At 67.1% G+C, this 26,300-nt stretch carries 27 protein-coding genes; 12 read left to right on the top strand and 15 right to left on the bottom strand.

The window, feature by feature from the left end; all coding sequences use genetic code 11:
- Window positions 1–102 precede the first annotated feature (102 nt).
- Both ACWF4Z_RS00345 and ACWF4Z_RS00340 read left to right on the top strand, forming a co-directional pair.
- Entirely contained in the window at window positions 103–915 is an 813-nt protein-coding gene (locus ACWF4Z_RS00345; protein WP_452240717.1) for an alpha/beta fold hydrolase, read from the top strand.
- Window positions 915–1,610: a nucleotidyltransferase domain-containing protein gene (locus ACWF4Z_RS00340; RefSeq protein WP_452240716.1), complete on the top strand. Its 696-nt coding sequence runs from the start codon at window positions 915–917 to the stop codon at window positions 1,608–1,610. Before ACWF4Z_RS00345 ends, ACWF4Z_RS00340 begins: the two co-directional genes overlap by 1 nt.
- A gap of 9 nt (window positions 1,611–1,619) precedes the next feature.
- Here the strand turns inward: ACWF4Z_RS00340 and ACWF4Z_RS00335 are convergent, their stop codons facing one another.
- The 4 genes from ACWF4Z_RS00335 to ACWF4Z_RS00320 all read right to left on the bottom strand — a co-directional run bounded on the left by ACWF4Z_RS00335 (window position 1,620) and on the right by ACWF4Z_RS00320 (window position 5,553).
- Window positions 1,620–3,434 carry a hypothetical protein gene (locus ACWF4Z_RS00335; RefSeq protein WP_452240715.1) on the bottom strand — a complete coding sequence of 605 codons (1,815 nt, stop codon included), beginning with the start codon at window positions 3,432–3,434 and terminating at the stop codon, window positions 1,620–1,622.
- 155 nt (window positions 3,435–3,589) lie between these two features.
- Window positions 3,590–4,300 carry a hypothetical protein gene (locus tag ACWF4Z_RS00330; protein ID WP_452240714.1) on the bottom strand — a complete coding sequence of 237 codons (711 nt, stop codon included), beginning with the start codon at window positions 4,298–4,300 and terminating at the stop codon, window positions 3,590–3,592.
- A 69-nt stretch (window positions 4,301–4,369) separates the two neighbouring features.
- Complete coding sequence (locus tag ACWF4Z_RS00325; protein ID WP_452240713.1) at window positions 4,370–5,038, bottom strand: hypothetical protein; 669 nt, start codon at window positions 5,036–5,038, stop codon at window positions 4,370–4,372.
- Window positions 5,035–5,553: an RNA polymerase sigma factor gene (locus ACWF4Z_RS00320; RefSeq protein ID WP_452240712.1), complete on the bottom strand. Its 519-nt coding sequence runs from the start codon at window positions 5,551–5,553 to the stop codon at window positions 5,035–5,037. Before ACWF4Z_RS00320 ends, ACWF4Z_RS00325 begins: the two co-directional genes overlap by 4 nt.
- A 126-nt stretch (window positions 5,554–5,679) precedes the next feature.
- Here ACWF4Z_RS00320 and ACWF4Z_RS00315 point away from each other — a divergent pair, with 126 nt between their 5' ends.
- Window positions 5,680–7,191 carry a TldD/PmbA family protein gene (locus tag ACWF4Z_RS00315; protein WP_452240711.1) on the top strand — a complete coding sequence of 504 codons (1,512 nt, stop codon included), beginning with the start codon at window positions 5,680–5,682 and terminating at the stop codon, window positions 7,189–7,191.
- Window positions 7,188–8,609: a metallopeptidase TldD-related protein gene (locus ACWF4Z_RS00310; RefSeq protein WP_452240710.1), complete on the top strand. Its 1,422-nt coding sequence runs from the start codon at window positions 7,188–7,190 to the stop codon at window positions 8,607–8,609. Before ACWF4Z_RS00315 ends, ACWF4Z_RS00310 begins: the two co-directional genes overlap by 4 nt.
- A 64-nt stretch (window positions 8,610–8,673) precedes the next feature.
- Here ACWF4Z_RS00310 and ACWF4Z_RS00305 read toward each other — a convergent pair whose 3' ends face one another.
- Window positions 8,674–9,117 (bottom strand): DUF805 domain-containing protein, encoded by a 444-nt coding sequence (locus ACWF4Z_RS00305; protein ID WP_452240709.1) that lies wholly within the window; start codon window positions 9,115–9,117, stop codon window positions 8,674–8,676.
- 125 nt (window positions 9,118–9,242) lie between these two features.
- Complete coding sequence (locus ACWF4Z_RS00300; protein ID WP_452240708.1) at window positions 9,243–9,905, bottom strand: class I SAM-dependent methyltransferase; 663 nt, start codon at window positions 9,903–9,905, stop codon at window positions 9,243–9,245.
- A gap of 296 nt (window positions 9,906–10,201) precedes the next feature.
- Here ACWF4Z_RS00300 and ACWF4Z_RS00295 point away from each other — a divergent pair, with 296 nt between their 5' ends.
- The 4 genes from ACWF4Z_RS00295 (at window position 10,202) to ACWF4Z_RS00280 (ending at window position 15,727) form a co-directional block, all read left to right on the top strand.
- A complete protein-coding gene (locus ACWF4Z_RS00295; protein WP_452240707.1) occupies window positions 10,202–12,067 on the top strand; it encodes an SCO7613 C-terminal domain-containing membrane protein in 1,866 nt (621 codons plus the stop codon).
- Between the two features lie 104 nt (window positions 12,068–12,171).
- Entirely contained in the window at window positions 12,172–13,707 is a 1,536-nt protein-coding gene (locus ACWF4Z_RS00290; protein ID WP_452240706.1) for a PfkB family carbohydrate kinase, read from the top strand.
- Between the two features lie 223 nt (window positions 13,708–13,930).
- Window positions 13,931–14,170, top strand: a complete 240-nt coding sequence (locus ACWF4Z_RS00285; protein ID WP_452240705.1) for a hypothetical protein — start codon at window positions 13,931–13,933, stop codon at window positions 14,168–14,170.
- Window positions 14,171–14,227: 57 nt separating this feature from the next.
- Window positions 14,228–15,727 (top strand): carbohydrate kinase family protein, encoded by a 1,500-nt coding sequence (locus ACWF4Z_RS00280; protein ID WP_452240704.1) that lies wholly within the window; start codon window positions 14,228–14,230, stop codon window positions 15,725–15,727.
- 4 nt (window positions 15,728–15,731) lie between these two features.
- On the opposite strand, the gene ACWF4Z_RS00275 is transcribed toward ACWF4Z_RS00280, so the two are convergent.
- The 4 genes from ACWF4Z_RS00275 to ACWF4Z_RS00260 all read right to left on the bottom strand — a co-directional run bounded on the left by ACWF4Z_RS00275 (window position 15,732) and on the right by ACWF4Z_RS00260 (window position 18,110).
- On the bottom strand, window positions 15,732–16,535 hold the full coding sequence (locus ACWF4Z_RS00275) for a Mom family adenine methylcarbamoylation protein (protein ID WP_452240703.1): 804 nt from the start codon (window positions 16,533–16,535) through the stop codon (window positions 15,732–15,734).
- 231 nt (window positions 16,536–16,766) lie between these two features.
- A complete protein-coding gene (locus ACWF4Z_RS00270; protein ID WP_452240702.1) occupies window positions 16,767–17,450 on the bottom strand; it encodes a hypothetical protein in 684 nt (227 codons plus the stop codon).
- A 169-nt stretch (window positions 17,451–17,619) separates the two neighbouring features.
- Window positions 17,620–17,880, bottom strand: coding sequence for a response regulator transcription factor (locus ACWF4Z_RS00265; RefSeq protein ID WP_452241298.1), 261 nt, complete (start codon window positions 17,878–17,880; stop codon window positions 17,620–17,622).
- 56 nt (window positions 17,881–17,936) lie between these two features.
- Window positions 17,937–18,110 (bottom strand): hypothetical protein, encoded by a 174-nt coding sequence (locus ACWF4Z_RS00260; protein WP_452241308.1) that lies wholly within the window; start codon window positions 18,108–18,110, stop codon window positions 17,937–17,939.
- A 22-nt stretch (window positions 18,111–18,132) separates the two neighbouring features.
- Here ACWF4Z_RS00260 and ACWF4Z_RS00255 point away from each other — a divergent pair, with 22 nt between their 5' ends.
- Genes ACWF4Z_RS00255 through ACWF4Z_RS00240 form a run of 4 tightly spaced genes read left to right on the top strand, consistent with a single transcriptional unit; the run spans window position 18,133 to window position 19,600 of the window.
- Complete coding sequence (locus tag ACWF4Z_RS00255) at window positions 18,133–18,288, top strand: hypothetical protein (RefSeq protein WP_452240701.1); 156 nt, start codon at window positions 18,133–18,135, stop codon at window positions 18,286–18,288.
- The gene (locus tag ACWF4Z_RS00250; protein WP_452240700.1) at window positions 18,285–18,788 is read left to right on the top strand and encodes a hypothetical protein; all 504 of its coding nucleotides are present in this window, start codon (window positions 18,285–18,287) and stop codon (window positions 18,786–18,788) included. Before ACWF4Z_RS00255 ends, ACWF4Z_RS00250 begins: the two co-directional genes overlap by 4 nt.
- 3 nt (window positions 18,789–18,791) lie before the next feature.
- Window positions 18,792–19,073 (top strand): hypothetical protein, encoded by a 282-nt coding sequence (locus ACWF4Z_RS00245; protein ID WP_452240699.1) that lies wholly within the window; start codon window positions 18,792–18,794, stop codon window positions 19,071–19,073.
- A complete protein-coding gene (locus ACWF4Z_RS00240) occupies window positions 19,073–19,600 on the top strand; it encodes a hypothetical protein (RefSeq protein ID WP_452240698.1) in 528 nt (175 codons plus the stop codon). Before ACWF4Z_RS00245 ends, ACWF4Z_RS00240 begins: the two co-directional genes overlap by 1 nt.
- Before the next feature lie 116 nt (window positions 19,601–19,716).
- Here the strand turns inward: ACWF4Z_RS00240 and ACWF4Z_RS00235 are convergent, their stop codons facing one another.
- From ACWF4Z_RS00235 to ACWF4Z_RS00215, 5 genes are read right to left on the bottom strand one after another with little or no spacing between them, the layout of a single operon-like run.
- Window positions 19,717–21,420 carry an IucA/IucC family protein gene (locus ACWF4Z_RS00235; protein WP_452240697.1) on the bottom strand — a complete coding sequence of 568 codons (1,704 nt, stop codon included), beginning with the start codon at window positions 21,418–21,420 and terminating at the stop codon, window positions 19,717–19,719.
- Entirely contained in the window at window positions 21,417–22,676 is a 1,260-nt protein-coding gene (locus ACWF4Z_RS00230; protein WP_452240696.1) for a lysine N(6)-hydroxylase/L-ornithine N(5)-oxygenase family protein, read from the bottom strand. Before ACWF4Z_RS00230 ends, ACWF4Z_RS00235 begins: the two co-directional genes overlap by 4 nt.
- 1 nt (window position 22,677) lies before the next feature.
- Window positions 22,678–23,205 (bottom strand): GNAT family N-acetyltransferase, encoded by a 528-nt coding sequence (locus ACWF4Z_RS00225; RefSeq protein WP_452240695.1) that lies wholly within the window; start codon window positions 23,203–23,205, stop codon window positions 22,678–22,680.
- A complete protein-coding gene (locus tag ACWF4Z_RS00220) occupies window positions 23,202–24,839 on the bottom strand; it encodes an IucA/IucC family protein (protein ID WP_452240694.1) in 1,638 nt (545 codons plus the stop codon). Before ACWF4Z_RS00220 ends, ACWF4Z_RS00225 begins: the two co-directional genes overlap by 4 nt.
- Window positions 24,836–26,281: a pyridoxal phosphate-dependent decarboxylase family protein gene (locus tag ACWF4Z_RS00215; protein WP_452240693.1), complete on the bottom strand. Its 1,446-nt coding sequence runs from the start codon at window positions 26,279–26,281 to the stop codon at window positions 24,836–24,838. Before ACWF4Z_RS00215 ends, ACWF4Z_RS00220 begins: the two co-directional genes overlap by 4 nt.
- Between the last annotated feature and the right edge of the window lie 19 nt (window positions 26,282–26,300).

The following is a 26,300-nucleotide window of genomic DNA, read 5'->3' as shown; positions in this document are numbered from 1 at the left end:
GGCGGCATCCTCCCACCACCACCCATCGATCTCGAATCCCGAGAATGTCAGCTTGATAACTCATGATTGGGTTAGCTGATCCCGCTTGGTTACGCTCCGCTCGTGGATGGCGTGCTGAGCGAGGGTCAGGTCCAGGTCGGAGAGCGGGTAGTGCGGTACTCCGTTTACGGCACTATCGGCGGTCCCCCGGTGCTGTCGTTCGCCGGATCGCCGAGCACGCGCTGGAAACGGCCGGCTGATGTCGCAGCGATCGAGACCGCGGGTGTGTGGATGGTGACGCTGGACCGACCCGGGTACGGCGGCTCCACCCGCCAGCCGGGTCGCACCGTCGCGTCAGCGGCCGCCGATGCCGAGGTACTCGCGGATGCCCTCGGCTGGAATCGTTTCGCCGTCACCGGCGGCTCAGGCGGCGGACCCCGCGCACTAGCGTGTGCCGCCCTCCTGCCCGACCACGTAACGCGCTGCGCCGTGATCGGAAGCAACGCACCGCCCATTGCCGGCGGCCCAGTACCGACCGAGGACGACCTGCACCCGCAACTCCAGGAACACGCTCAAAGCATCATGGCGCTCATCGAGGCCGGCGGCCCAGAGATTCCACCGGACCCGGAGTCCCCACCCGGTCCCCCCGCCCGCGACAACGCCAACGCCATGGCCCGCGTAACCGCCACCTTCGTCACCAGCCACGACGGCTGGCTCGACGACCACGTAGCCTTCGCCACCCACTGGGGCTTCGACCTCGCCGGCATCCACGTCCCCGTCAGCATCTGGTACGGCTCAACCGACGAACGTGCCGCCGGGCACGCCGACGTCCTAGCAGCCGGTATTCCCGGCGCGGCCCGGATGCCTTACACAGGTGGCCACATCCCGCCAACAAATGCGTACCGCAACCTGCTGGACTGGTTGAAACTGTCCTGATGGACCTCGCACGTCAACTCGTCGCCGAGCTGTACCCGGATGCCCGCGCTGCCTGGCTCGGCGGAAGTGTCGCCCGGGGTGACGCCTCGGCAACGTCCGACCTCGACATCACCGTCCTCCTCGACGGACCACCGGCCCCGATGCGACGGTCTTTGGAGTACGGCGGCTGGCCCGTCGAGCTGTTCGTACACACCGAGGGGTCGTTGCGGTACTTCGCCGACAAGGACCAGGAGCGCCGCCAGCCGACCATGATGCGGCTCGTCGGCGAGTCCGTCGTACTGCTGGATTCCGACGGCTCCGGGCTGCGGTTACAGCAGGAGTGCCGCGCCGAGGTGGCAGCCGGTCCGAAGCCGTTGACCACCGCGGAGCTGGACCTCCTGCGCTACACGATCACCAACCTCCTGAACGACCTCGCTGATGCGTCGGGCGATGAGCGGACCGCCATCGCGTCGGTGTTGTGGCAGGACACCGCGAAGCTGTTGCTGACCGGAGCCGGCCACTGGTCCGGCACCGGCAAGGGCCTCCTCCGCGAAGTCGTTGCCTACGACATCTCACATGGCACCCACCACGCCCGCGCCCTGATGGACGGCCTACACGCCGCCGACACCACCCTCGCCGACGAGGTAGACCGCATCCTCGCCAGCCACGGCGGCAGGTTGTTCGCCGGCTTCGAACTGGCAGCCACCATCAGCTGACCCGCAGGCTCAGTCCGGGTCTGGCTCAATCCGGTGGGTGCCCGTGGGGTCGACGTGGAACGTGAAGCCGTGGGGCGTTGTCCACTCCAGCGTCTTGCCATCGAGGCGCCGCACCCTCCAGCCGACGCCGTGCGTCTTCACCCGGTGACCGAAGCGGCCCAGGGGTGCGAGATTTTGGGTGCTGGTTTGGCCCGGCGGACCAAGTGGGTCGTAGGGCCGGATGTGGTCCAGATCCATGCCGGGATGCGTCTCGCGGGTGCCGTAGGGGAAGAGTTCGACCGGGTGGATGAGCTTCACCCGCTCGCGGATCCGGTGGGGGATCTCGTAGGCGTTGACACTGACGCCTTCGTTCAGGTCGATGACTGGCTTCACGCTGTACGGGCCGTACCCGATGAGTTCGGCGAGTTGGTCAGCCAGCATCGGACCGATGCCTTCGGCGCGCAATACGCCGGTGCCGGTGGCCAGGGTGTGGTCGGTGAGGTGGACGTAGATCTCCGTCTGCCCCGGACGTCGTGATACGCCACGACCGCCGGCCGCGGGATCGGCGTAAGCGTCGCGCTTGAGCTGCGCCAGGCGCGCGTGCAGGGCGCGCTGCGCGGCAGCGTCCATCCGCTCGCCGCAATCGGACTCGAGGTGTACGCCGGAATCAACTGAGTCGAACGCCTCGAGCGATCTCCCCTGCGGAGCGTCGAGTGGATCGGGCAAGTCGCTGGCTCCAGGGCGAGGCGCGTCGCGATCGGCCTCATCATCAAACCCCGGCTCATCATCAAACCCCGGCTCGCCATCAAAGCCCGGCACGTGATCAAAGCCCGGCTCATCGCGGTCACTCCACCGATAACCGGCCCAGCCGCCTGGCCGCCCCTCGGAGGCGTCCGGAATGGAGGCATCCGGAATCGAGGCATCCGAGGCGGCGGCACCCGACGTGACGGCACCCGAGACGGCGGCGTCCGAGGCGGCCGCATCCGACGTGGCGGCACCCGAGGCGGCGGCACCCGACGTGGCGGCACCCGAGGCGGCGGCACCCGAGGTGACGGGCGTGTTGAGACGATGCCGGCGGGCTTGGGCCAGGAGTTCTTCGGTGTAGCGGGGGTCTGCCATGATGCCGACTGCGTCCGCGCGCCGCAGTTGCACCGCACGGGTGTCGCCGAAGGTCTTCAGGGCATCGGCGATCGCGGCGATCTTGGCCAGGTTTCGGGCGACTGCGCCGGACGGCGCCTTGATGAACATCTTCCTCGTACCGTGCTCGTCGGAGCTGCCGGCGAATACGCCGCGCTCGCGGGCCTTCTCAGCGGCCTCGGCCCGGGCGCCTTCGGGATCGGCGTGCATCTTGGCAGCCGCGATGATCTTGTCCAGCCGGTAGGGGGTGATCGAGTCGACCAGTCGCGCGACCCGCTGGTCGACGTACCGAGCGGCATCCTCGCTGAGCTTGACGCACGCGGCCGCTATCTGCCGTGCCTTCCACGGAGTGGCTTCACCAGCCACAACCCGAGCCCAGGTGAACGGAAACCGATGCCGCAAAGCCAGCGCCTGACCAATCAAACCCGATGCCACCCCCGGCGAGATCGCCAGCATCACCCCGAACTCCGCGACCGCGAACTCCAGGATCTCGGGACAGCCCTCACCACCCAGCACCACAGCACGCTCCCGACCGTCGCAGGACCGGCGGCCGGGACGAGACGGACACACATCCGGATGGAACCGATCTGCGTAGACCTGAGCATGCACGAGCAGCCGCGCCTCCAGCCGATTCACCTCCGTGCGATGCCCGGCGGCCGACTCCAGCAGGTCGGCCGTCGGCAGCGTGGTCACATCCGTCTCGAACATGTGTTCGACTCTATGTCTTTGACGCCTTCGCCGCAAATCCCCTGCAAGCCACAACCCCTTGTCCACAAGGGGAAACCTCACACCGCGATCCCTGCGAAAAGCGAGTAGGCGCGTGACCCGACCAGACCGTGGCCGAGGTCTGGTTCGCCGAGAATTCACTGCTCGACGTCGATGAGTTCCCAGCGGCGCTTGGGGAGGAGGCGGATCGCGACGACTGCTACTGCTACCCCGACGAGGAAGCCTGGGATGATCCAGCGCCAGCCGGTCAGCACGCCAGTGGTGGCGGGCTGCGGGGTTGCGACCTGCGGGGTTGTGACGGAGTCCGTAGTGGAACCAACGGCGGACTCGGGCTGTGCGGTGGGGACCGGGTCGCCCGTGGAGGGGACGAAGCCGTTGTCCGGGCCGGCGGTTGGGTCGCCGTACCAGGGCTCGCCGTTGTGCTGGCCGGGGAGCAGCTTCAAGGTGCCCAGGAGTTTCACCAGCGCGATCGGATCCACGGCGGCGTGCCAGACGGGCTTGATGCTGTCGACGTTACCGTCGTACGACTCCGAGGTGGCGATCCACGGACCGCCTGGTGCGTCCGGGTAGATGATGTCGATGCGCCAGACCGACATGTCGTGGATCATCCACGTGGCCCGGACGAAGTGGCCGGCGTCGTGTCGTTCCGTGCCGGGATCGGGTCGGGTGGCGGAGGTGTCGGTCAGCCGCTGGAGTTCGCCGTACGCCTTGTCTTCGTAGCCGACGGCAACTACGTGCGGCGGGGCGCTGAGGAGGACGCTGGTGGGACCGCCCGCGTGGGCGGGCGTGGTGCCCAGGGCGGCGACGGCGAGGAGGGCGGCGATCAGTATGAGCGTGCGGCGGATCATGAAACTCTCCCTGGAGGACGAAACGAGGGGGATGGTGATCAGGACTCACCCGGGATACACCGCGCGCGGCTAGGAGGTTCCGCGGGCTAGCTCGGTCGCTCTGGCTTTGTCGACGCCTTCGAGCCGGAACGTGACGTCGGCGCGTACCCAGACCAGCGTGGGTCCAGCTATGCGTACGACGTGTTCCTCCCCGCTCGCCTCCTCCAGTACGAGCTGATGCGGGGTCTTGAACCAATAGCCGTCGACCTCGGGCACGTACTCGAGACTCTGGTAGACCTTCTTGATGTACCCGTACGAGACGCGCGCCTGGAACTGCTCCAGCCGAATGCCCGGCCAGCTGGTCACAACCGATCCCTTCGTGGCCTCGACACCGGTTGGCGCGCCAAGATCCTTCGGCAGCACTGGTGTGAACCCAGCGATCCGCGCGGCCTCCTCCAGCGACAGGTGTCCCTGTACGCCGGGGACGGGCGGTGCAGTGCTCGGTCCGGTACCGACAGGACGAGCCTGTACTCCCCCGATATTCAGCCACTGTGCGACTGTCGCGCGTACTGGCGGCGTCAGCGCGGCACCGGCGACCAGCACGAGCGCACCGGCCACAAACGCACGCCAGCGGTCCCGCAGACGCCTCCGCACGCGCACATTGGCCACGCGGGACAGCACTGCGGCAGTCAGATCGTCAGACACCGGAGGTACGACGGCAGACCGGCCGAGGACTCGCAGTTCGTCGTCCAAGTTCATCGCTGCACCTCCTTGTCGGGCAGAGCGTCCCGCAGTCGACCCAGTGCACGATGCAGCCGCGATTTGACCGTCCCACGCGGCCAACCAAGCACTGCGGCGGTCTCCTGCTCGTCCAGCTCCAGCAGGTACCGACACGTCACCACGAGCCGCATCGGGTCCGGCAGAGCGCGTACTGCGGCCAACAGCTCAGACCGCCGCTCCAACGACACTGCTTCCTCCGCCGGATCCAGTACGACGTCCAGTGGAGCGGCCAGCTCTTCCCGCTTGGAACGACGGCCGCGGGACCGTACGGCGTTGCGAGTCTCGTTCGCCACGATCCGCAGCAACCACGGCCGGAATGGCGAGTCCGCGCGAAAACTCCCGAGTCCCCGGTACGCCTTCACGAACGACTCCTGCACTACGTCGTCCGCATCGGCACCTGCCCCCAGAAACACCGCCGTACGCTTCGCCATCTGGGCGTGCAGCAGCACCAGCTCGCCGTACGCGGCCGACTCCCCACCACGCACCCGAGCCACAACGTCTGCCTCGTCGCCCGAACCGATTCCCGACCTCCCGTCCCGCCACACCCTCAGTGAGGCGGTTTCTTGTCATTGTGGGTACACCGCCGGGAATTGTCCGGTTCCGTGTATAGGGTCGGGATCGTGCCAGAAGTCGACGCGTCTTTCCTCGCCCTCCCCCGTCACGAGCTAGCCCAGGCTGCCCTCCAGCGGGCTCGTGATCTCGGTGCCACCTTCGCCGAGTTCCGCCTGGAGCGGATCCGGTTCGAGTCCATCCGCCTGCGCGACAGCGTGCTGGAGAGCGCCAAGGACGACGAGGACCTCGGTCTCGCGGTCCGCGTCATCCACGGCGGCACCTGGGGTTTCGCGGCCGGCGTCGCGCTCACCGAGGACGAAGCGGTCCAGATCGCCGAGCAGGCGGTCAACCTGGCCCAGGTGTCCCGGCCGATCAATGCGGAGCCGATCGAGCTTGCCGACGAGCCGACGTACGACGACGTCAGCTGGGTCTCGTCGTACGAGATCGACCCGTTCAGCGTCCCACGCGCCGAGAAGATCGCGCTGCTCACGGACTACAGCGACCGGCTGCTCAAGGCCGACGGTGTCGCCCATGTGGGTGTCAGCGTCACCACCGTCCACGAGTGCAAGTTCTACGCGAACTCCGCGGGGACGTCGTACACCCAGCAGCGGGTCCGGATCGGCCCGAATGTGACCGCCCACGCCATCCAGGGGGACCGGTTCGACTCGATGTCCTCGGTCGCGCCACCCGCAGGCCGCGGCTGGGAGTACATGACCGGCACCGGGTGGAACTGGGACGAAGAGCTGGCCCAGATCCCCGGCTGGCTGGCCGAGAAGCTGGCCGCGCCGAGCGTCGAGCCGGGCACCTACGACCTCGTGATCGACCCGACCAACCTCTGGCTCACGATTCACGAGTCGATCGGCCACGCCACCGAGCTGGACCGCGCGCTCGGCTACGAGGCGAACTACGCCGGCACCAGCTTCGCGACCCCCGACAAGCTCGGCACGCTGCAGTACGGCTCGCCGGTCATGCACGTCACCGGCGACCGCACCGCCGAGCACGGCCTGTCCACCGTCGGGTACGACGACGAGGGCGTGGCCGGACAGCAGTGGGACCTGATCAACGACGGTGTGCTGGTCGGCTACCAGGTGGACCGCCGGATGGCGAAGGTCAACGAGGACCTGCTCGGTACGCCGCGATCCAACGGTTGCGCGTACGCCGACTCCTCCGGCCACATCCCGATTCAGCGGATGGCCAACGTGTCACTGCAGCCCGCAGCCGACGGCCCGTCGACCGAGGAGCTGATCAGCCGAGTGCAGAACGGGATCTACATCGTCGGCGACAAGTCCTGGTCGATCGACATGCAGCGGTACAACTTCCAGTTCACCGGGCAGCGGTTCTTCAAGATCACCGACGGCAAGCTCGACGGCCAACTCCGCGACGTCGCGTACCAGGCGACGACCACGGACTTCTGGGGCTCGATGGAGGCGGTCGGCGGCCCGCAGACGTACGTCCTGGGCGGCGCGCTGAACTGCGGCAAGGCCGAGCCCTCGCAGTCCGGCGCGGTCACCCACGGCTGCCCGTCCGCGCTGTTCCGCAGCGTCCGCATTCTCAACACCACGCAGGAGGCCGGCCGGTGACGACTCGCCACACAGCTGGGATTCAGCTGTCCCCGCAGGACACGATCGAGCGGGGGCTCGCCCAGGCCGCGGCCGAGGGCGCCGACGGCTGCGTCGTGCTCGTCGCCGAGACCTCCAGCGCCAACCTCCGCTGGGCGAACAACACCCTCACGACGAACGGCGCGATGCGCGGCTCGAGCGTGACAGTCATCGCGACGGTCGGCAGCGGCGAAGGGACGGCCGCCGGCGTGGTCGGCCGATCATCGGCCACCGACGAGTCGCTCCGCGAGATCGTCTCCGCCGCGATCGCCACCGCCCGCTCGTCGACGCCCGCCGAGGACGCGCGACCGCTCGTCGACGGCGCCGCCGATGCCGACTGGGATGCCGAGCCCGACGAGACCTCGGTCAGTGTGTACGAGGCGTTCGCCCCCGCCCTCGGCGAAACCCTGCAGCGCGCGGCCAAGGAGAGCCGCTGGCTCTACGGGTTCGCCGAGCACGAGGTCACCACCGTGTACGTCGGCTCGTCCAGCGGACTCCGGCTGCGCCACGCCCTCCCCCGCGGATACGTGAGTTCGACCGGCAAGTCCAGCGACCTGAGCCAGTCGGCCTGGGTCGGCACGGCGACCCGCGACTTCGCCGACATCGACCCGCACGCGATCGACGCGGAGCTGACCCGGCGCCTCGGCTGGGCGCAGCGAACCGTCTCCGCCGACGCGGGCCGGCACCCGACCGTGTTGCCACCCGCCGCCGTCGCCGACCTGATGACGTATGTGTTCTGGGAGCTCGACGGTCGCGATGCCTTCGAAGGCCGGACCGCTTTCTCCCGGCCTGCGGGCGGGACCAGACTCGGTGACGCCCTCTCGACCCAGCCGGTGAACCTGCTCTCCGACCCTGGCCTGCCGGGGCTGGAATCGTTGCCGTTCGTGATGGCCCGGGCGTCCGGCGCCTCGGAGAGCGTCTTCGACAACGGGCTGACGCTGTCCCCGACGGACTGGATCCGCGGCGGCAAGCTCGAGAATCTGATGACGAGTCGCTACACGGCTTCGTTGATCGGCGCGCCGGCCGCGACGCCTGCGATCGACAACTACCTGCTCTCCGTCGACGGCGCCTCGGGATCGACCGACGACTTGGTCGCCGGGCTCGACCACGGCCTGCTACTCACCTGCCTGTGGTACATCCGGATGGTCGATGCGCAGACCCTGCTGCTCACCGGCCTGACCCGAGACGGCGTCTACCTGGTCGAGAACGGCGAGGTGACCGGTGCCGTGAACAACTTCCGCTTCAACGAGAGCCCGCTGGACCTGCTAGCTCGGTTCACCGCGGCCGGTGCGACGGTTCCGGCGTACTCGCGCGAGTGGGGCGACGTCTTCTCCCGGACCGCGACACCGCCGCTGCTGGTGCCGGACTTCAACATGTCCAGCGTGAGCCAGGCCAACTGATTCAACAGCAACGCCCCGCGAACCACTGAGGGTTCGCGGGGCGTTTGCTGTTGCGTGACGTCGATCAGACCGTCGGGTACCCGGGCTCGGCCGGACCTGCACCCGGCTGACCGAACCGCTCGCCGCCCTTCGGGTCCGGACCGAACCGGTTGTCACCCGGCGTGCCCTCCTGGGCCTGCCACACGATGAACCAGATCCAACCGATGCAGGGGATGAGCCAGATCAGGACCCACCAGCCACTGCGATCCTTGTCGTGCATCCGCCGCACCGACACGGCGATCGTCGGTACCAGCAGCACCAAGTAGTAGATGTATTCCAACCAGCCGCCGGCGCGGAGAGCGTTGCTGCCGCTGCCCGACTTGAAGTCGAGCCCGAGGATCTGGTCGAGGATGCCGAAGATGACCGACCCGATGAACCAGAAGAGCACGTACATCCAGAACTCTTTGCGTCGGGCCCGGCCGTCGAACTGCGCGTACCGCTTGGTGATGACGTCGATGAACCACTGCATTGCTGATCTCCGATGGTCGAAGGTGAGACGCGGACAGAGCCTTACGGAACCACCCGGGTTCGTCAATGCAAGGTTTCGCTTTGGTGACCACACCGCAACCTGGCACGCCGTACCTGCAGTGAACTTCACCTTTTCGCGACGGTCACCCGCCACATCCGGTGCGGTTTCGGGCCTTCGTCGTACGACGTGAGCTCGACCGGAGCCCAGTCCGTGGACAGCTCGTCGATCAGTTGGCGGTCGAAGAACCGCCCGACGAAGCCGTCGTGCACGGCCAGCCCGTCGTCCATCCGTTGCCAGTGGCGTGCACACGGGTCGTCGGCGGACCAGACGGCGTACACGAAAAGGCCGCCAGGGCGGAGCACTCGGTGGATCTCGGCAACCAGTGAACGCAGCTCGGAGCGTGAGAACGCCATGTTCAGCAGGAGATTTGCGAACACGGCATTGACTGTCGCGTCCGCCGGCGGTAGAGGGTCACGTACGTCGTGCAGCGCGGCCGTCACGCGGTCGTCCAGCCCCTCACGCTGCGCTTCCAGCCGTAACTGGTCCAGCGCCGACTCGCTGAAATCGGTGGCATGAACGCTGAAACCCTGCCTGGCCAGGAAAAACGCGTCCCGGCCGTGACCGGCGCCGAGCTCCAGCACATCATCGATGCCTGCGGCACCGAACGTCCCGGCCGCCGACTGCGCCGCCGCGGACGGCTCTACGCCGTGGAGTCGCGGATGCTGTGCGTACGCGGTCTGCCAACGTTCCTGCTGAGCCCTCGCGAGCTCGACGTGTCCAGTCTTCATGTTGCTCCCCGTGTTCGTCACACCGGTCTGGCCGACAGGCGGACCGCAGCAGCCTACGTCACGAATTAGGTAGACGTACTCATGCGGCCGCCCGTTCCACTTCGCGACAGTGAGGTGAGCCCGAGGAGGACCCGATGCCGACCACCGCAATCACCTGCCCGACCTGCAACACCCGGCTACAACTGACCGTCGAGGCCGGACCGCCATCCCAACCGGTCGCACAACCCCCTTTACCTGCGCGTTCCTGGAGTTATCCACCGGTTTATCCACCGCCCCCTCCGCCGTACCGGTCCCGCTTGAGCGAGCCCCAGCGCCTCCCCCGACCGCAAAAATCCCAGCGAAGACACCGGCTGAGCCCACAAGGCACACTCCTGAGCCTCGGCGTACTCCTGCTCCTCGCAGCCGGCGTCACCTTCCTGGCCGTCACCTGGGACAGCCTCCCGATCGCAGCCCAGGCAGTCATCATCGGGACGCTCGCCGCCCTCGCGTTCGCCGGCTCGATCCCCGCGAGCCGGCGTTCGTTGACCGGTACCGCGGAGGCCCTCGCGATCCTCGGCTGCGGCCTCCTCACCGTCGATCTGTACGGCGTCCGCGCCCTCGGCCTCATCTCACCGACCGCCATCGACGGCCTGACGTACAGCGCGATCGTCTTCGGATCCCTTGCCTTGATCAACCTCTTGATGACCCGACTCGCCCGACGCGTTGTGACGTACGGTGTCACCGCGGTCATCGCCGGTCAACTCCCGCTCCCGCTGATCCTGGTCGATCGCACGAGCCTCCCGGTACTGCTCGCCGCCATGCTGGCCCAGGTGGTCATAACCCTGGTCCTATCGGCGCAGGGCACCGCGATCGTCCGACGTACCGGCGCAATCACGTCCGCCGTGCTCTTCTGCGGCATCCTCATCACCGGCGCGGGTCGCACGTTCCTCGGGCTGGTGGCGACGCACTCCGACCTTCTCGATCCGCTGAAGCTCTCGAAGACCATCGCAACGACTGCTGTCGTCTGCCTCGCCGCCGCAACCGGACTCGTCATCCTCCGCAAGCGTCCCCTGCCGGCCGCCTTCCCTTGGGGGCTGGGCGAGGCCGCCTGCGCCGCGGCAGCCGGATTCGCCGTCGCCACCTGCCTCCCCCAACTCCCCGGCCCTGGCCGCTGGCTGACCACGGGTTTGGTCGTCGCCCTCGGCGTCGCTGAACTCCTGCTGTCCCGTCGTACTGGCCGGCGCGCGCTTGTTCTGCACGTCGCCGCCGCTATCGTTGCCGCGGTCGACTTGGCCTTCTGCGTGCTGACCGACGACGTCCGGCAGCTGGGCTACCTCGCTGCGATCACCGCCGTACTAGCCGTCCTTGCCGCCGTACGCAAGATCGTCGACGCCGCCCCAGCCGCAGGCGTCGCTTCCCTGGCCGCGCAATTCACCATCGTCCTGTTCGCCATCGACGAGTACATCGGTCGGTGGCCCAGCACTATCAGCCTCGCCGTGGTCGGCGCCGCCGGCATCGCCATCGCCTGCCGGTACGTCGCTCAGCCGCTCGAACGAGTCCTGATCAGCTCAGCCACCTGCGCCGCCGTCCTGGCCCTGGTCATGGCCGCGACCGTCGACACCGACACCGCAGCCGGCGTAGTCCTCACCATCATCGCCGCCCCGTTAGTTGCCTACGGCATGAATCCCCGACGCCGACCGGGCCTCCTGGTAGCCGGTCTCCTCCTGATCATCGCCAACACCGTCTTCGTCATCGGCGCCGGCGGCACCACGCTCGAGTGGTACACCGTCCCACCCGCCGTCGTCATGCTCGCGATCGGCGTCCTCGCCTGGCGCGCCCAACCCAGCTGGATCTACCTGGGCCCCGGCCTCCTCCTCGGCCTCGTGCCCAGCACAATAATTGCCGACAGCAACCAAACCTGGCTCCGCGTCACACTGGTAGTGGCCGCCGCCCTCGCCACCATCCTCCTAGGCACCCACCGCAGCCTCCAAGCCCCCTTCCTCATCGGCGCCGCCATCCTCCTCACCGTGGGAATCCGGCAGTTCCTCGACCTGGCCCCCCTCATTCCCCGCTGGATCACCCTGGCCACCGCCGGCCTCATCCTCCTCACCGTAGGAGCCACCTACGACCACCGCCGAACCCAAGCCAAACAAGCCACCCACTGGATCACCACCCTGAAGTAGTCGAATCAAGCGATCGCTGTGCCGCGACGACGCGCGGAACCCGCCACAGCGCGGCCGAACTTCACCCATAATGGACATTTGACAGTCGCGTCGCCGGGGGTCGCATGTCCGACCACATTTTCCAAGGCCTGACCGAGGCGTCGTACTTGGTGCCGGTCTTCGAATCCCTCCGCCGCTACGACGGTCTCACTGCCAAACACCTCCAATCGGCGCGCGCCGCACAGCCGCTCCTACGACTGCCAGTCGTGCAGAATCAGGCGGTTCGCAGCGGCAACAAGCCCGCTGAGGCGGCGATCGAAGTGATCGTCGAGCAGATCCAGGAACTCGACGCCGTCACCGACCGAATCATCGCCGACGCCATTCTCAAGCTCGGCATCTATCTCGACACGTACAGGTCACAGAACATCTCCAAACGAGCCCTCCACGCCTTCAGATTCGGCGGGTTGGGCGACCGCCGGAGCGCCCTCGTCGAGCACTGGGAGGCGCTTCACAACGCGCACGGCTCGGCACCGACAGCGGAACCACCCGGCGAACACACCCTCCGAGCCCGCACCGAGAGCGAAGTGTTCGAACGCCTCGCCGCCCTGCTGCTGAATCCAACTCCGACCATCGAGCTCACCGACCCGGGTGAACCGCTCCCCGTTCCGATCGCGCAGACCCTCGATTCGGGCACCACCGGAAAGGTCGTCGTGATCGGCGGGGTCGCCATCGACCACATCTGGCGGATCAGATCGATCCCCGACGTCGCGACCTCCACGATGGCGATGAGCTACACCCGTTCCCCCGGCGGAAAGGGCTACAGCCAGGCAGTCGCCGCCGCTCATCTGGATCTCGACGTCTCCTTGATCGCAGCGATCGCGAGCGACGACGACGGCAAGGAGATCGAGTCGCAATTGCAGAACGAGGGCGTCGACACCTCATTGCTGAGGAGAATCGAGCACTCTTCACGGACCCACAGCGTCAGGACGCCGGCCACCGGGATCCTCGAACTGCCGGCGGGAAACAGCTCCGCAGCCGTCTGGCGCGACGGCGTCGAACTCGACATCGCCACCATCGACCAGCACGCCGATGCCATCACCTCGTGCGATGTCCTTCTGCTGACCTTCGAGCTGCCGCAGTACGTCCTGCGGCACACCCTCAATCTCGTCAACGCCGCCGACGACCGGCCGGTCGTCATCGTCACGCCAGGCCAGCCCTACGCCGACGGTCACCTGCTCAGCCCTGTCCTCAAGCAGATCGACTACCTCGTCGCCCACTTGTGGGAGCTCGAAGGGTTCGCCTTCTCCGACGAGTCGAAGTACGACCCTCAACTCCTCAGCGACGACCTCCTCAGTCTCGGCCTGCGCTCGCTCTGCCTCTTGGTCGACCGCGGTGGAACGATCTACGAACGAGGCAAACCGCAGGAACCGATCCCGGTTCCGCACTCCGGCCTCAGAGAGTCCTCGATCACCCGAGACGCCTTCTGCGCCGCTCTGGCAGCCCGCCTGATCGAAGACGTCTCCCTGACCGGTGACGCCATCCGCTGGGCTGCCGCCGCCATGGCCAGCTTCGCCGAGAACTATCACCGCGCCCCCGCACACCCCAGCCGCGCCACGGTCGACGAGAAGTATCGCCAGATTGCCGCCGGCGACGCCGACTGAGCTGCCAATTGGCAGCATCCGCCGTCGGATTGGCAGATCGCCGGTGCGCCGGTGCCCATCTACAGGTGCCAAAGTCACGCCACAGGTGGCAAAAGTCACTACTGCATTTCTCAACTGCACGAGCTGACCATGAAGGCAGATGCCACCAGCATCGCCAGCGGATTCGACAGGGACCGGAACCCCGAGCTCGTCGGACGCGCAAGATCAAGGAACGAGGGACACCATGGCCGGCAACCAAGCACTCGCACTGCTGCTGATCTTCGGCTTTTCCTTCGCGATCGCCAAGAACTGGAGGAAGGTCCTCATCTTCCTCGGCGCACTGGCAATGACGGCTGTCTGCTTCGGCGTCTACACCATCGTCGACGCGGTCCACAGCGACGTTCCCCCTACCACTGTGGCTCCGAGCGACCTCCGCGCGGGCCTGCCGGACGCCCAATCCAACACCGCCCAAGAACAACGCTGACAAACGGCGCCGTGGCCACCCGGCCACGGCGCCTACCCAAGGAGATGGTGGGACCCGATGTCCGGTAGCCGCGACGAGCGGATAGCCAAAGCGCGCTTGCTCGCCAGCGTCCTCGAAAAGCTCCGCACCCGTGACGGCCTCACCGTCGACCGCCTCCGTTCAGAGCGAGCTGGTCTCGCGGCTCCCTTGCTGGACCTGGCCGCAAGCCGCCACTTCGCCGGCACCGACGATCTCCACTTGGCAGTCGCTGCCGTCGACCTGGTTGCCAAGTGCGTGCGAGAGGATCTGCACGGCACCCGGCAGGTAGTCGCCGACGCAATCCTCGCGCTGCATCTGCAGACCGAGGTTGACGATCGAGTCACCCGGGAGCTCTACAGCGGCTCGCTCGGCCGTCGCCGCGCTGCGCTCCTGGCCAATTGGCAGCGCCTGCACGGGGCTCTCGGTCATCAGCCTTCCGAGGCACCCAGCGACAGAGCACTTCGAGGCACCACCGAACCCGCCGTCCTGACCGAACTGGCCAATCAGCTCGTGCGTCGCACATCTCAGGTCGTGGCCGACCCGAGGTCGACCTTTGACGCCTCATCGGCCGGCCGGGTGATCGTGATCGGCGGAGCAGTCATGGATGCGACGTTCCGGATCAAGTCACTTCCGGCGCCCGAGACCTCGAGCGAGGCTTACGGCTTCGATCTCTCCCCTGGCGGAAAGGCGCTGACCCAGGCGGTTGCGGCAGCTCGCCTCGGGTTGAAGACTTCGTTGATCGCCGCAGTCGCCGACGATCGTTTCGGCGACGAGATCATGCAGCATCTGCACCATGAGGGTGTCGACACTTCCCTGATCAAGCGCGTCCGAGGTGGTCGCACTCCGTTCACCGGCATTCTCGAGCGGGAACTGGGCGACAGCATCGCGGTCAATTGGCGCAACCAGGACGAGGTATCGCTGCAGCCCGAGGACCTGGCCGCTTACTACGATCAGGTTGCCGGCTGCGACGCGGTGCTGATGACGTTCGAGACACCTCGCGAAACACTGCAGCAGACGTTGGCGTTGATCCACCGCGTCCGCCGCAGCCGACCGCTGGTGATCGTGACGCCCGGCCAGCCGTATGCCGGCGAGCCGATCACCGGCGACACCTTCGCACGGATCGACTACCTTGTCGCTCATCCGTGGGAGCTCGGGTATCTCGTCTCCCAGGACCTTGGCCCGTTCGACCCGGATCCGGTCGCCCGAACCCTGGTCGCCTTCGGTGTGGAGACGCTCTGCCTGCTGGCCAACGGTGGCTGCACGATCTATTCCGGACCCTCCGATGACGCGCTCAGCGTGCCGATCGTCCCGTCGATCTACAAGGAGTCGGCAGCGTCCAGGGACGCGTTCTGCGCAGCCCTCGCAGCCAGGCTGATCGACAACGACCGGAAGTTCACCGGCGAGGTCGCACTGTGGGCCGCCGCGGCGATGTCGTGCGCGGTCGCCGACTTCCCACTCCCCAACTCCATGCCGGACCGCGACCGCATCGAAGCCTTGCTCGCGAGATCACCCTTTTCCCTCAACGGCGGATCGAGTTAGGGAGTCAGCGACGCAGGAGCCGGTACTCGTCGGCTGCGACCTGCTCGGTCTCACCGCGGAGCCGGCAGCAGAAGATCAGCGAGTCGAGCAGAGCGGCCCGGCTCTGCTCGAAGCGGCGTTCGCGGTGGATACGACGAAGCTCGGCAAGGTTCGCGCCACCAAAGGTGGTCCGGAGCTGACGCGGGCTCGTGTACACGCCGTCGACATACAGGTACGGCCGCGCTTTGATCGACATCCACTGTTGCCAATTGGACGACCGGTAGCTCGCACCGCCGAAACCCAGGTTCGGATCGACCGCAGTTGTCAAAAGCTGGACGCCGGGAATCTCACGCCGGATCGCCTGCCGAACCTTCGACAGGAGGTACGAGATCGCGTTGACCGGGGCTACGTCGAAGGAATACACCCGCGATACGTCCCAGGCCGCGCCGACCGGTACGTCGAACTGACTCTGAAGCTGCCGTCCGACGCGCACCCATTCCAGCGGCGAAACACTGCACAAGGTCACCGGCACTCGTCGGACCGGATCCACCAACGCGAAGTTGATCGAGCCGGCCCGTGCGCTTCGCAAGTAGTGCAGAGTACTGAAGATCTGATGCGCCTGACTGCCACCGAGCCGCACGAACTCCAGGTCTGTCAGCGGATAACGATCCTTCGGAATCAGGCTCTCGATGCTCTCCTGATCACGCCGCAACCGCTCCGCATTGCGCCTCAGCTCGGCTCGCACCTGATTGGCTGCGACGGTACCGTCGGGCCGAGCCAATCGCGGCAGGTGCAGCAAGGTCCGGACGGTCAACGCGCGACGTGCCACCCCAAACCTGTCCGCCACAGACGCTAGCGCCTCCGCGAACTCCGCTTCCTGTCCACGGCAGGTCTCGAGCGAAACCCGAGGCGTCGAGACTGCGGCGCCCGACAACCCTTGACCGGCCGACAGAACAGCATCGGGTTCCTGGTCGGTACTGGACAACGATCTGCCTCCCGACCGACCACCAACGGTCAGTCACCTGAGCTCAACTGGATGTGTGACAGAAAGCAGGAAGGTCTAGGCAGCCTGAGCGTCGGCAACCCGACCCTCGCCTGGAACAATGACGTCGCTTTGTCCGCGGTGCGTGCCAACTGGCAATACTTTGCGGAGCTTCTGAAGTGGTGTCGGCTTCATCGACCGATCGAGGACCTTGAATCTCCCCCAGACAGAGTCGCCACGGAGCTGCTTGAAAGCCCTCCGGCTGGAGGCTCTGTATTCGATCGAGCGACTTATCAGCCTGCCATGCTCCTCGCAGACCAACGACTCACCGTTGAATGCCTTGAACTGGTCGCTCGTCAGATCGATGACCAGACGCTCCGGTGACGACTCGTCCCCGATCTCAACCCAACAGTGAAACTTCTCGACTGAACGCTCGCCCGCGGTGAAATAGACGTCGCCGACGCAATAGCGAGCTTGGGAGCGCCACGACCGAGTCATGCGGCGCAAGAGCCACGCAGAACTGACTCCACACTGTCCATGCGACTCTGGCTGGTCATCAGTCTTCGTTGCTCTGAAGCCCGGATAGATGGTGTCGTCCGACCAGTGACTGGTCATGACTTCCCGGTGCCTGGTCAGCTCTTCTATCAGGCGGAGAACCTCGGCACTCGGCGTCCCGACCGGAGGCACCGCGCTCGGAGCTGAAGTCGGCGAAACATGATCTACAACGAGATTCTCCGTTGTAGAAGGATCGACAAGCGTCACCCCGTGCACTCCGTCCAAGTCAAACTACGAACCTGACAGACTAAACCGGATGTCGCGCTAAGTGTCAACACGACCACGCCATGTGGTCGCTCTCGACTGAGAGCGACTGAGAGTGACCGAATTGTAGAGAGCCCTGGCGGAACGTGATCAGGAGGGAGGATGTGCACCATCACACCCCGCCTGCACGGAGCAAATGCATGAGCCTTCTTACCGGTAGTGAAGGCCCGACGGCAAGGACCCGATCGCGTGTCTTAACAGTCGGACTTGGCGGGACCGCCGATCGACCCTTAGGCGGAAGGGTCGGGGTTACCAGGTGGTGGTCGTAGGCGGCTATTACCAGTTGGGCTCGGTCTCGGACTTGGAGTTTGGTTCGTAGGTTGCCTATGTGGGTTTTGGCTGTGCCTGGGGAGATGTGGAGGGCTTGGGTGATTTCTTGGTTGGACAGGCCTTGGCCTATGAGGGTCAGGACTTGGGACTCTCGGGGGGTCAGGAGGGGAGCTTGGGTTCGGGGGTGGCGCGGGTCAGGTAGTGCTCGACCAGGCGGGTCGGGATGGTGGGGGCGAAGAGGGATTCGCCGGCGTGGGTTCGTCGTACTGCGTCGATCAGGCGGTCGGGCTCGACGTCTTTGAGGAGGAAGCCGCTGGCGCCGACCGGCGGCACGGTCCTGTTGTCCAGCCACCTGATGAGCGAAGTGACGGGCGTGGCCGACGATCTCGTCGTGATCGCAGCGGGCCGCATCGTCAAGGCCGGCACGCTCGCCGAGGTGACGGCCGGGTACGCCGATCTGGAAACGGCATTCTTCGCGCTCACCACGAACGAGCAGGAGGCGGCTCGATGAAGTTGCTCGTCGCCGAACTGCGTAAGGCAGCCACCCTCCGGGCGGTCCGGGTCGGCCTGGGCGTGACCCTGGTGGGAACAATCGGAGTGACCCTGCTCAACGCAGTGCAGATCCGTTCCGCGCTGGATGCGGGTCGCGCCACGCAGCGGGGGTTCACGTCGCCTCTCGAGACCGCGTTCGCGATCATGCCGCTGGCTACGGTCGGCGCGGTCGTCATCGGAGTCGTCCTCTTCAGCAGCGAATACACCACCAACAGCACCGATGCCGGCGGTGCTATTAATGGTGGCCGGCAGATCATCACCAGCCTCGTCGCGACTCCGCAACGCGTCCGGCTGCTGGTCGCGAAGGCGATCACAGTCGTCCTGTTCGTCCTGGCGATCGCCGTGGTCACCCTGCCGCTCGCAATCGGCATCGCGAGGGCAGTCATCGGCGACGCTGCAAGCGAGACCGTCGGCCTCCCTGAGGCCCTGAGTCGCTGCCTCGGCGGAACGCTGTACTAGGCGTTGAGTGGCCTGATCGGCCTGGCGGTCACCGTGATGATCCGCAACGGTCTCGTCCCGCTGATCGTCATGATCGTCAACAGCTCCGTCGTGTCCGTCTCGCTCCTGCTGTCGAAGCTCACCCCACTCGCGCTGTGGTTGCCTGACATGGCCGGCCGCCGCCTCTTCGGTCCCAGCCAGATCGGGGGCGGGCTGGGCGCAGTGCCGGGCGGGTTCGTGATGGCCGGCTGGGCGTTGGCGTTCTGCGCGGCCGCGGCGGTCGTGTTCGCGCCGCGGGACGCCTGATGTCGTTGCGGGAGGTCGTACTCGCGGAGCTCGACAAACTCCGGACGCTGCCACTCACGGCTCTCACCCTGACCGGGACGATTCTCGTCGCAGTCCTCATCGCCGCAGCACAGGTCAGGGCGGCGATTCCGGTCGATGTCGTCCCGTACGTCCAGGCCGGCCTGGTGCTCATCGGGATCGTACCTGTCGCTCACGAGTACGCCGGTCGCCAACTCCGCACGTCATTGACCGCCGTACCCGCCCTCGGGCTGCTGATCATGGGCAAGACCGCGGCCGCACTGCTTGTCGTCGCCACAACAGCCGTGGCAAGTACTACGGCTGCGGCACTCACGCAAAGGCTGCTGGACGGAGCGGCAGCGGACACCAGGCGATTGGCTGGTACGGCGGCGTACCTCATGCTGATCGGATTACTCGCGCACGCCGTCGCACTGCTCGTCCATCACCTCGTCACGGCGCTCATCGCGGTACTGTGCCTCGTCGTGGTCGTCTCGCCGATCCTCGCGCACCTCACCGACTACGCCCGCTAGCTGCCCGATCGCGCCGCCGCCCAGCTCTACGCGCCGACTGACGCCGTACTGACCGCGACCACCGGCGCTCTGGTCACGCTCGCCTGGCTCACGCTGATCGGTGCGGTCGGCGCGCGTCAGTTCGTGCGTGGTGACTCGTGAAGCGGGTTGGGGATGGTGCCGGTGGTGGGGATTGGGGGGCGGGTGGCGAGGTCGGTGTAGCCGAGGGTCAGGCGGTAGGCGTTGAGGGGGTAGCGGGCGAAGGTTTCGCCGGTGAAGGCGGTGGCTGCCAGGCGGTCGGCGTACTCGGGGTGGGCGTCGGCGTAGCGGTCGATCTCGGCGCGGGTGAGGGACCAGAAGGTGTCGGGTGGGATCAGGGCCAGGTCGGCCAGCGGGTTGAGGACGCCCAGGAGGAGGGCGTCCACGACGTACTGGCGGAGGATGTGCCAGGGCTTCCTCGGCAGGACGCGGGCGTGCAAGTCCGGTTCGTTGCCTCGGGCATCTATGTGCGCGGTGGAGAGGTTGATGTCGTCGACCAGGTCCTTGATCACCAGGCGATGCGGGAGGCCGGCGGGGGTGCAGATGATGGCCAGGTTCTCGCCGTGGGGGTTCACGGTGATGCCGTAGTGATGCATCAGATGAAGCAGGGGGCGGAGCAGCGTGCCCAGGAGGGCGCTGATCCAGCTGAAGGCGTCGGAGCGCTTGATCATTTCTTGGGCCAGGCCGGGGTGGAGTACCGCGGCCAGGGGCCAGACGGTCTCGCCCTCACGCAGCCGTGGGTCGACGGGGTCTCGCCAGATCACGCCGAGGGTTTCGGTCCACTGGTAAGGGATTCCGGGCGCCGTGGAGAGTTGCGGGTGGCGGACGGTCACCGAGGCGACTTCGCCCAACAGCTCGGTGCCGAGCTCCTGGAAGACCTCGTCGCGGTACCAGAAGCCGCGCAGCCACTGCGTGATCATCGGAGCGGCCAGCGTGCAGTGTTCGGGGATGCCTCGGTAGACAGATGTGTTGAGGATCTTCAGGGGAAGCTTGACCTGGTAGCGGTCCGCCGAGGAGACGTTGACCATGGTGCGGATGGATTGGGTCGGGAGGTACTCGTGCGGCCCCTCCCCCAGTACGACGATCTCACCGGTGGCCAGCTCGCGGGCCCACTGCGTGCGGATCACGTGATCGAGTTGCCATGGGTGGCATGGGAGCCAGACATAGCTGTCTGGGTCGACCAGCTGGGCGCGGAAGGCCGCGATCGTGGCGGGATCCAGTTCGCGGACGATGACTGCGTGTTCCGACAGATCTGGGGTACCGCGGAACTCGGCCAGACCTCGCCGTACGGCGAGCCACACCAAACGCAACGGTGTCCGTGCCTCCGGCGCATAACGCAGACTGTCCGACGCAGAGAACCCCAGTCGCCCTTTGTTTGCCACCAGCAACGGATGCCCGGTCAAATACCCTTCGAGCCGGCTGTGATGCAACTCCAGCAGCTCGGCAGGCGCGACAGCGGTAGCTGCGAGACGTACGTCGGCCGCCAGTGTGCTGGTCAGTTCCGCGACATACCCGGCCACGGTCGACCCATCCAACCCCAGTACGCCGGCTGCCTCGACGAAGAACTGGATCGGGTCGGTGGCCACCTCGCTCTCGTCGTTGCCGAGGATGCCAGCAGTGGTTCGGCGGATCGAGTCAGGGTCGACTCGCCAACTCCCGAAGGCACCACGGGTCGCTTCGAACGTGTACGAAACCCCACCGAGGTCGAGACGGTTGTCGACGGGCTGCAGCAGGCTCTCCGTGCAGAACTGTGAGATCAGCTTCGCCAGCAGGTCTGCCGAGCAACGGGTCCATTCGCTCATCCGGGGATGGCGAAGGTCGTGAACGCAGTGGACTTGGGTAGCCGGAACACCTCTCGTCCGGCAATGCTGTTCAGGATCGTCGCATTGCGGATCGCCCCGATGCCGAGGTCCGGCGCGGCAACACCATGGCTGTGCAAGTCGGCGTTCGCCACGAAGATCCGGCCGGCCAACTCGTCGGTGGTCACTGCGCTGTGGTCCCGGTTGATCATCCATCGCCCGGCCGCGTCCCGTCGTACCTGATCCTCCAGGGTCGCCATGAACGGTAGTGGGCGGTTGCGGTAGCCAGTGGCGGCCACCAGCGCACCGGTCAGGTGCTGGAAGGTCTTACCGCTGTCAGCGTGCTGCATGGTCAGCTCGAGGCCATCTGCGCGAGCCACAGCGGACACCACGGCCACACCGCACTGCAGGTCGACCGGTGCGGCGCTCAAGTCCCGCTGGTACAGCACGTCGTGAATGTCGTCGAGGGTTTCCGACGAAATGCCCTTGTAGTGCCGCCATTGGTCCTTCACGAGCTTGTCGCGCGCAGGCTCGTCCAGGGCGTGGAAATAGTCGACGTACGAAGGCGTCGTCATCTCCAGCACCAACTTCGAGTAGTCGAGTGGTGCGAACGACGGTGTGCGCGTCAGCCACGAGACCGCGGGACCGTTCGCGCGCAGCAGGTCGAGTGCGCACTCAGCACCGGACTGGCCCGAGCCGACCACGGTCACGCGTCCTGACTGCAGCAGGTCGTCCCGACGGAACAGGTAGTCGGCCGAGTGCAGGAAGCGCTCGGAAGGCAGCCCACTCAGCGCAGCGGGTACGAACGGCTCGGTGCCGACGCCAACGACCAGATGCCGCGCTTCGAAGGTCTCTACCGCATCCCCGCGCTCAACAGTCAGCTCGAACGCCGAGCCGTTCCAGGTAGCCGAACGGACCTGGTGACCGAAGTGCAAGGAGTCCAGCTGCGCCGCACACCACCGCAGGTACGTCTCGTACTCCCGCCGCGTCGGGTGGAACTTCTCCCGGACGTAGAACTGGTAAAGCCGGTCGTTGTCCTTCAGAAACGACAGGAACGACAGGTGATGCGCGGGCTCCACCAATGACACCAGATCGGCCAGGAACGACACCTGCAGCATCGCGTCGTCGAACATCAGGCCCCGGTGCCAGGTGAACTCCGGCCGGCTGTCCAGCACCGCCACATCCAGGTCCACACCGGACGCCAGCGCGGCCAGTCCGAGGTTGAACGGCCCACAGCCGATCGCGATCACGTCGTACATGTCAATCCTCCACAGTCCGGGTCCGGACCATCAGTACCGCTGTCTTCTCGGGCAGCTGTAGCTCCCCTTGCTGGACAAATCCCGCCGCCGCGAATGCGCGGACGGACGGTGTGTTCTGAATGTCGGGCTCGGCCACAACGCGCTCACAGGCCGGATCGGCCCGCAGTAGCGCGTCCGCAAGAGCACGCAGTAGTTGGCGCCCCAGACCGCGGCCAACGCGCGTGACGTCGCCGATCGCCACGTGCACACCCCAGTCGTTGTCCAGAGCGCTGTAGTACTCGGCCAGACGGTCGAGCCGGACGCGGTACAGCTCGACGTACCCGAAGTCCTCCGCGTCCACAGCGGCGACGCATGGCGTCGAATGCTCCCCCGCCGCTTGCCTGGTGATCTCCTCGGCCCAGCGCTCCACCGACCAGTCCTGATGCCACCATCGCTGGATGTGCGGCTGCGCCATCCACACCGCGATCCTGGCGGCGTCCTCGGCGTTGGCCGGCCGCACATCGAAACCGTTGTCCAAGTGCCACCTCATGCGAGCCGGAGCGGATTCGGGATGTCGAGGTAGACCGACTGGGCATCCAGTGGTGCAACCACCTCGTCGATGCCGCGCAGCCGGGTCATCATGTTGGCCTTACACGGCAGCGTCTCCGCATCGAGCCACCGCCGAGCCAGCCGGTCCCCATCCGGTCCGGCCGCCTTCAGCAACGGCAACGCCAACGTCAACCGATCGCGTACGACGCCCAGCAGCTCGGACTCGTCCGCGACCCCGTCCGCGGCCAGACAGCCCACAACGGCCAGCGCCTGGTTGTGCAGCAGGTAGTAGGTCAGTCGGTCGTCGACAATCGGATCGTCGACCACAGCGAGCGTAGAGTCGCGCAGCCCGGTCACGGCGAGCAGACCACGCAGGTACGACGAAGCCAGGTAGTAGCCCTGGTTGTCGCGGTACGCACCACCCTTGATCCGGCCGAGCCCGTCCAACCGCACCAACGTGTTCTGCTGGTGTGCTTCCAGGCCGATGCCGGTTTCGGCGTACAGATGCAGCATCGGGATGAGCACGTTGTCGATGTACGCCGCCACCCAGCCGGTCGGGTCCTCGGCCGCGAACGCGCTCAGCCGGCTCGCTCCGCCCGGCCGCGGCGCGACGAGTCCCGCCAGACACGCATAGCTGTTGACGTCGGCCGGCACCTCTCGGACCGCCACGTCGAGACCGGTCAACGTCGGTCCACCTTCGTCAAGAGCAATCCACGCCGGATCGCGGACGATCGTGAACCGCGGGTGGGCTGTCGCCGTACCCGCGTTGTACGCCGCATCGAGCAGCCGGTTGATCTCCAGCCCGCGCCGCAGCTCGGTCGGGGTCGACTCGCGCCGCGAGTTGGTGATGCGCAGCCCGAGCGAGAGCTTCAGCATCACCGGCCGGTCCGGGTGAAAGACCGTCCGCAGGCTGGAGGTCGGGTACCACTCGACTCCAGAAGGTCCGAGCGCCTTCACGCGGCCCGCCTTGACCAGCGCAGCGACTCGCGGGCGCGTCAGGAGGGACGCCGCCTGCCACGGGTGGGCCGGGATCAGCACCCGCCCGGCCGACGCAGTGATACCGGCCAGCGCGCCCATCAGCTGCACGGCGTCCAGTCCTTGCAGCGAGGGCGCGCCGGCCACCTGGTCCGACGACACCAGCTCGGCGTCGGCTTCGAACCAGTGCATTGCGAAGCGGCCGCCGAGCTCCGGCGAGTACGCCGCGAGCTCGTCACCGCTCAGTCCGTCCCGGCTCTTCGGCGCGGGATGGTTCAGATGCCCGAGCAGCAGCGCCTGCTCGACCTCGAGAAACCTGCCCGGCCCACGCTCACCCCCGGCCTGCGCCCAGAACAGGTCGACGTTGCGCACCGACTCCGCGGTCCGCGCGGCCAGGTCGTCGATCTCGGCCGGATCCGCGTCCGTCGACAGCACCCTGACCAGCTCCTCGGGAGCCGGCGGTACGCCGTCCACCAGTACGTCGGTGAACTGGTGCAAGCCGGTCCGCGACGCGTACTCGACCCATGCCGTCACGGTCGAGTCGCCGACCTTCAGAGTCAGCGGACCGACCGCCACCGGAACCGATGTCTCGCGGGTGAAGCACCGCAGGATCGCATTCAGATGCGCCTGTGTCCCTGCCCCGGCCGAAAGTCCTGTCACGCTGCTCCTTCGCTGTCCGCGGTCCTTCCCCGCTCCGCCGCGCCGGTCGGATCCGCCCGTACGTCGAGGCCGGTGGCGACCACCTGGTCGAGCAGGTTCTCGATGTCCGCGGCGGTGGCGTTCGGGTTGAGCAGCGTCAGCTTCAACGCGACCACGGCCGGCCGGCCACCTCGGGCCGGGATCCTGGTCCGGCCGATCAGCACCCGCCCGGACGTCAGCAACCGGCGCCGGACCTCGCCCTGGAGGGCGTCCGCCGCGGTCGCCTCCAAGCCCTGCCCCGCGACCCGGAACAACACCGTGGTCAGGGTCACCGGCGCCAGCAACTCGAGGTTGCTGTCGGCAACGACCCGGGCCGCGGCGGCGTGCGCGAGCTCGTGGCAGGTGTCGAGCATTCTGCCCAGTCCGGCCCGTCCGTATGCCGTCAGCGTGGTCGCGACTTTGACCGCATCCGGACGGCGCGTGGTCTGCAGGCTGCGGCCGAGCAGGCCGTCCAGCCCGGAGTCGATGTCGTCGGCCGGATTGAGGTAGTCGACCGAGCGGTCGAAGGCCGTGAACCGGTTGCGGTCGGCCACCAGCAACACGCTGGTCGCGGCCGGCTGCCAGCCGATCTTGTGCAGGTCCAGCGTGACCGAATCCGCGTGCGCCAGGTCGGCCAGCAACGGCGCGAGCCGGTCCGAGAACAGCGCCCCGAACCCGTACGCCGCGTCCACGTGCATCCACGCGCCGTACCGCCGGGCCAGCTCCGCGATCGGCGCGATCGGGTCGACCGAGCCGAAGTCCGTCGTACCGGCCGTCGCGATGACCGCGACCGGTATGCGGCCGGGCTTGGCCAGCTCGTCGGCGAGGACGTCGGTCCGCATCCGGAAGTTCTCGTCGGAGGCGATCGTGATGGCTGCGGACTCACCGAGCCCGAGGGCGGCGCAGGCTCGCTGGACCGAGAAGTGTGCGAGCTCGGAGCAGAACACGACCGGGTGATCGAGCCCGTGCAGGCCATTCCGACGTACGTCGACACCCGCGGAGGCGGCCGCGGCGTCGCGGGCGATCAGGACGGCGAGCAGGTTCGAGATCGAGCCGCCGGGCGTGAGGACGCCGTCGGCCTCCGGGCCGAATCCGGCCAGGCCGGCCAGCGCCTGCACGACCCAGCGCTCGATCGCGAGGGTCGCCGGGCCGGAGTCGTACGTGTCCATCGACGCGTTCGACGCCGACGCCAGTGCGTCCGCGTCCACCGCGACCTGCAGCACCGGCGGCTGCAGATGAGCCGCGGCATGCGGGTGGCTCAGGTCGATGCCGTTCTCCTCGAGCAACCCCGCGATCAGGTCGAGGGCCGCGGACTCACCGACACCGGTCGACGGGACGCGGGCCTCACCCAGGACCTCCGCCGTACGCCGTAACACCTCCGCCGGCGAACCATGCGGCAACGGCCCCCGGTCTCGATCGGACACAGTCGAAGCGAGCGGCCAC

This window comes from Kribbella sp. NPDC055071 (assembly GCF_053608045.1).
Note: the sequence above shows the minus strand (reverse complement) of the source record. Positions and strands in the feature narration are given on the sequence as shown.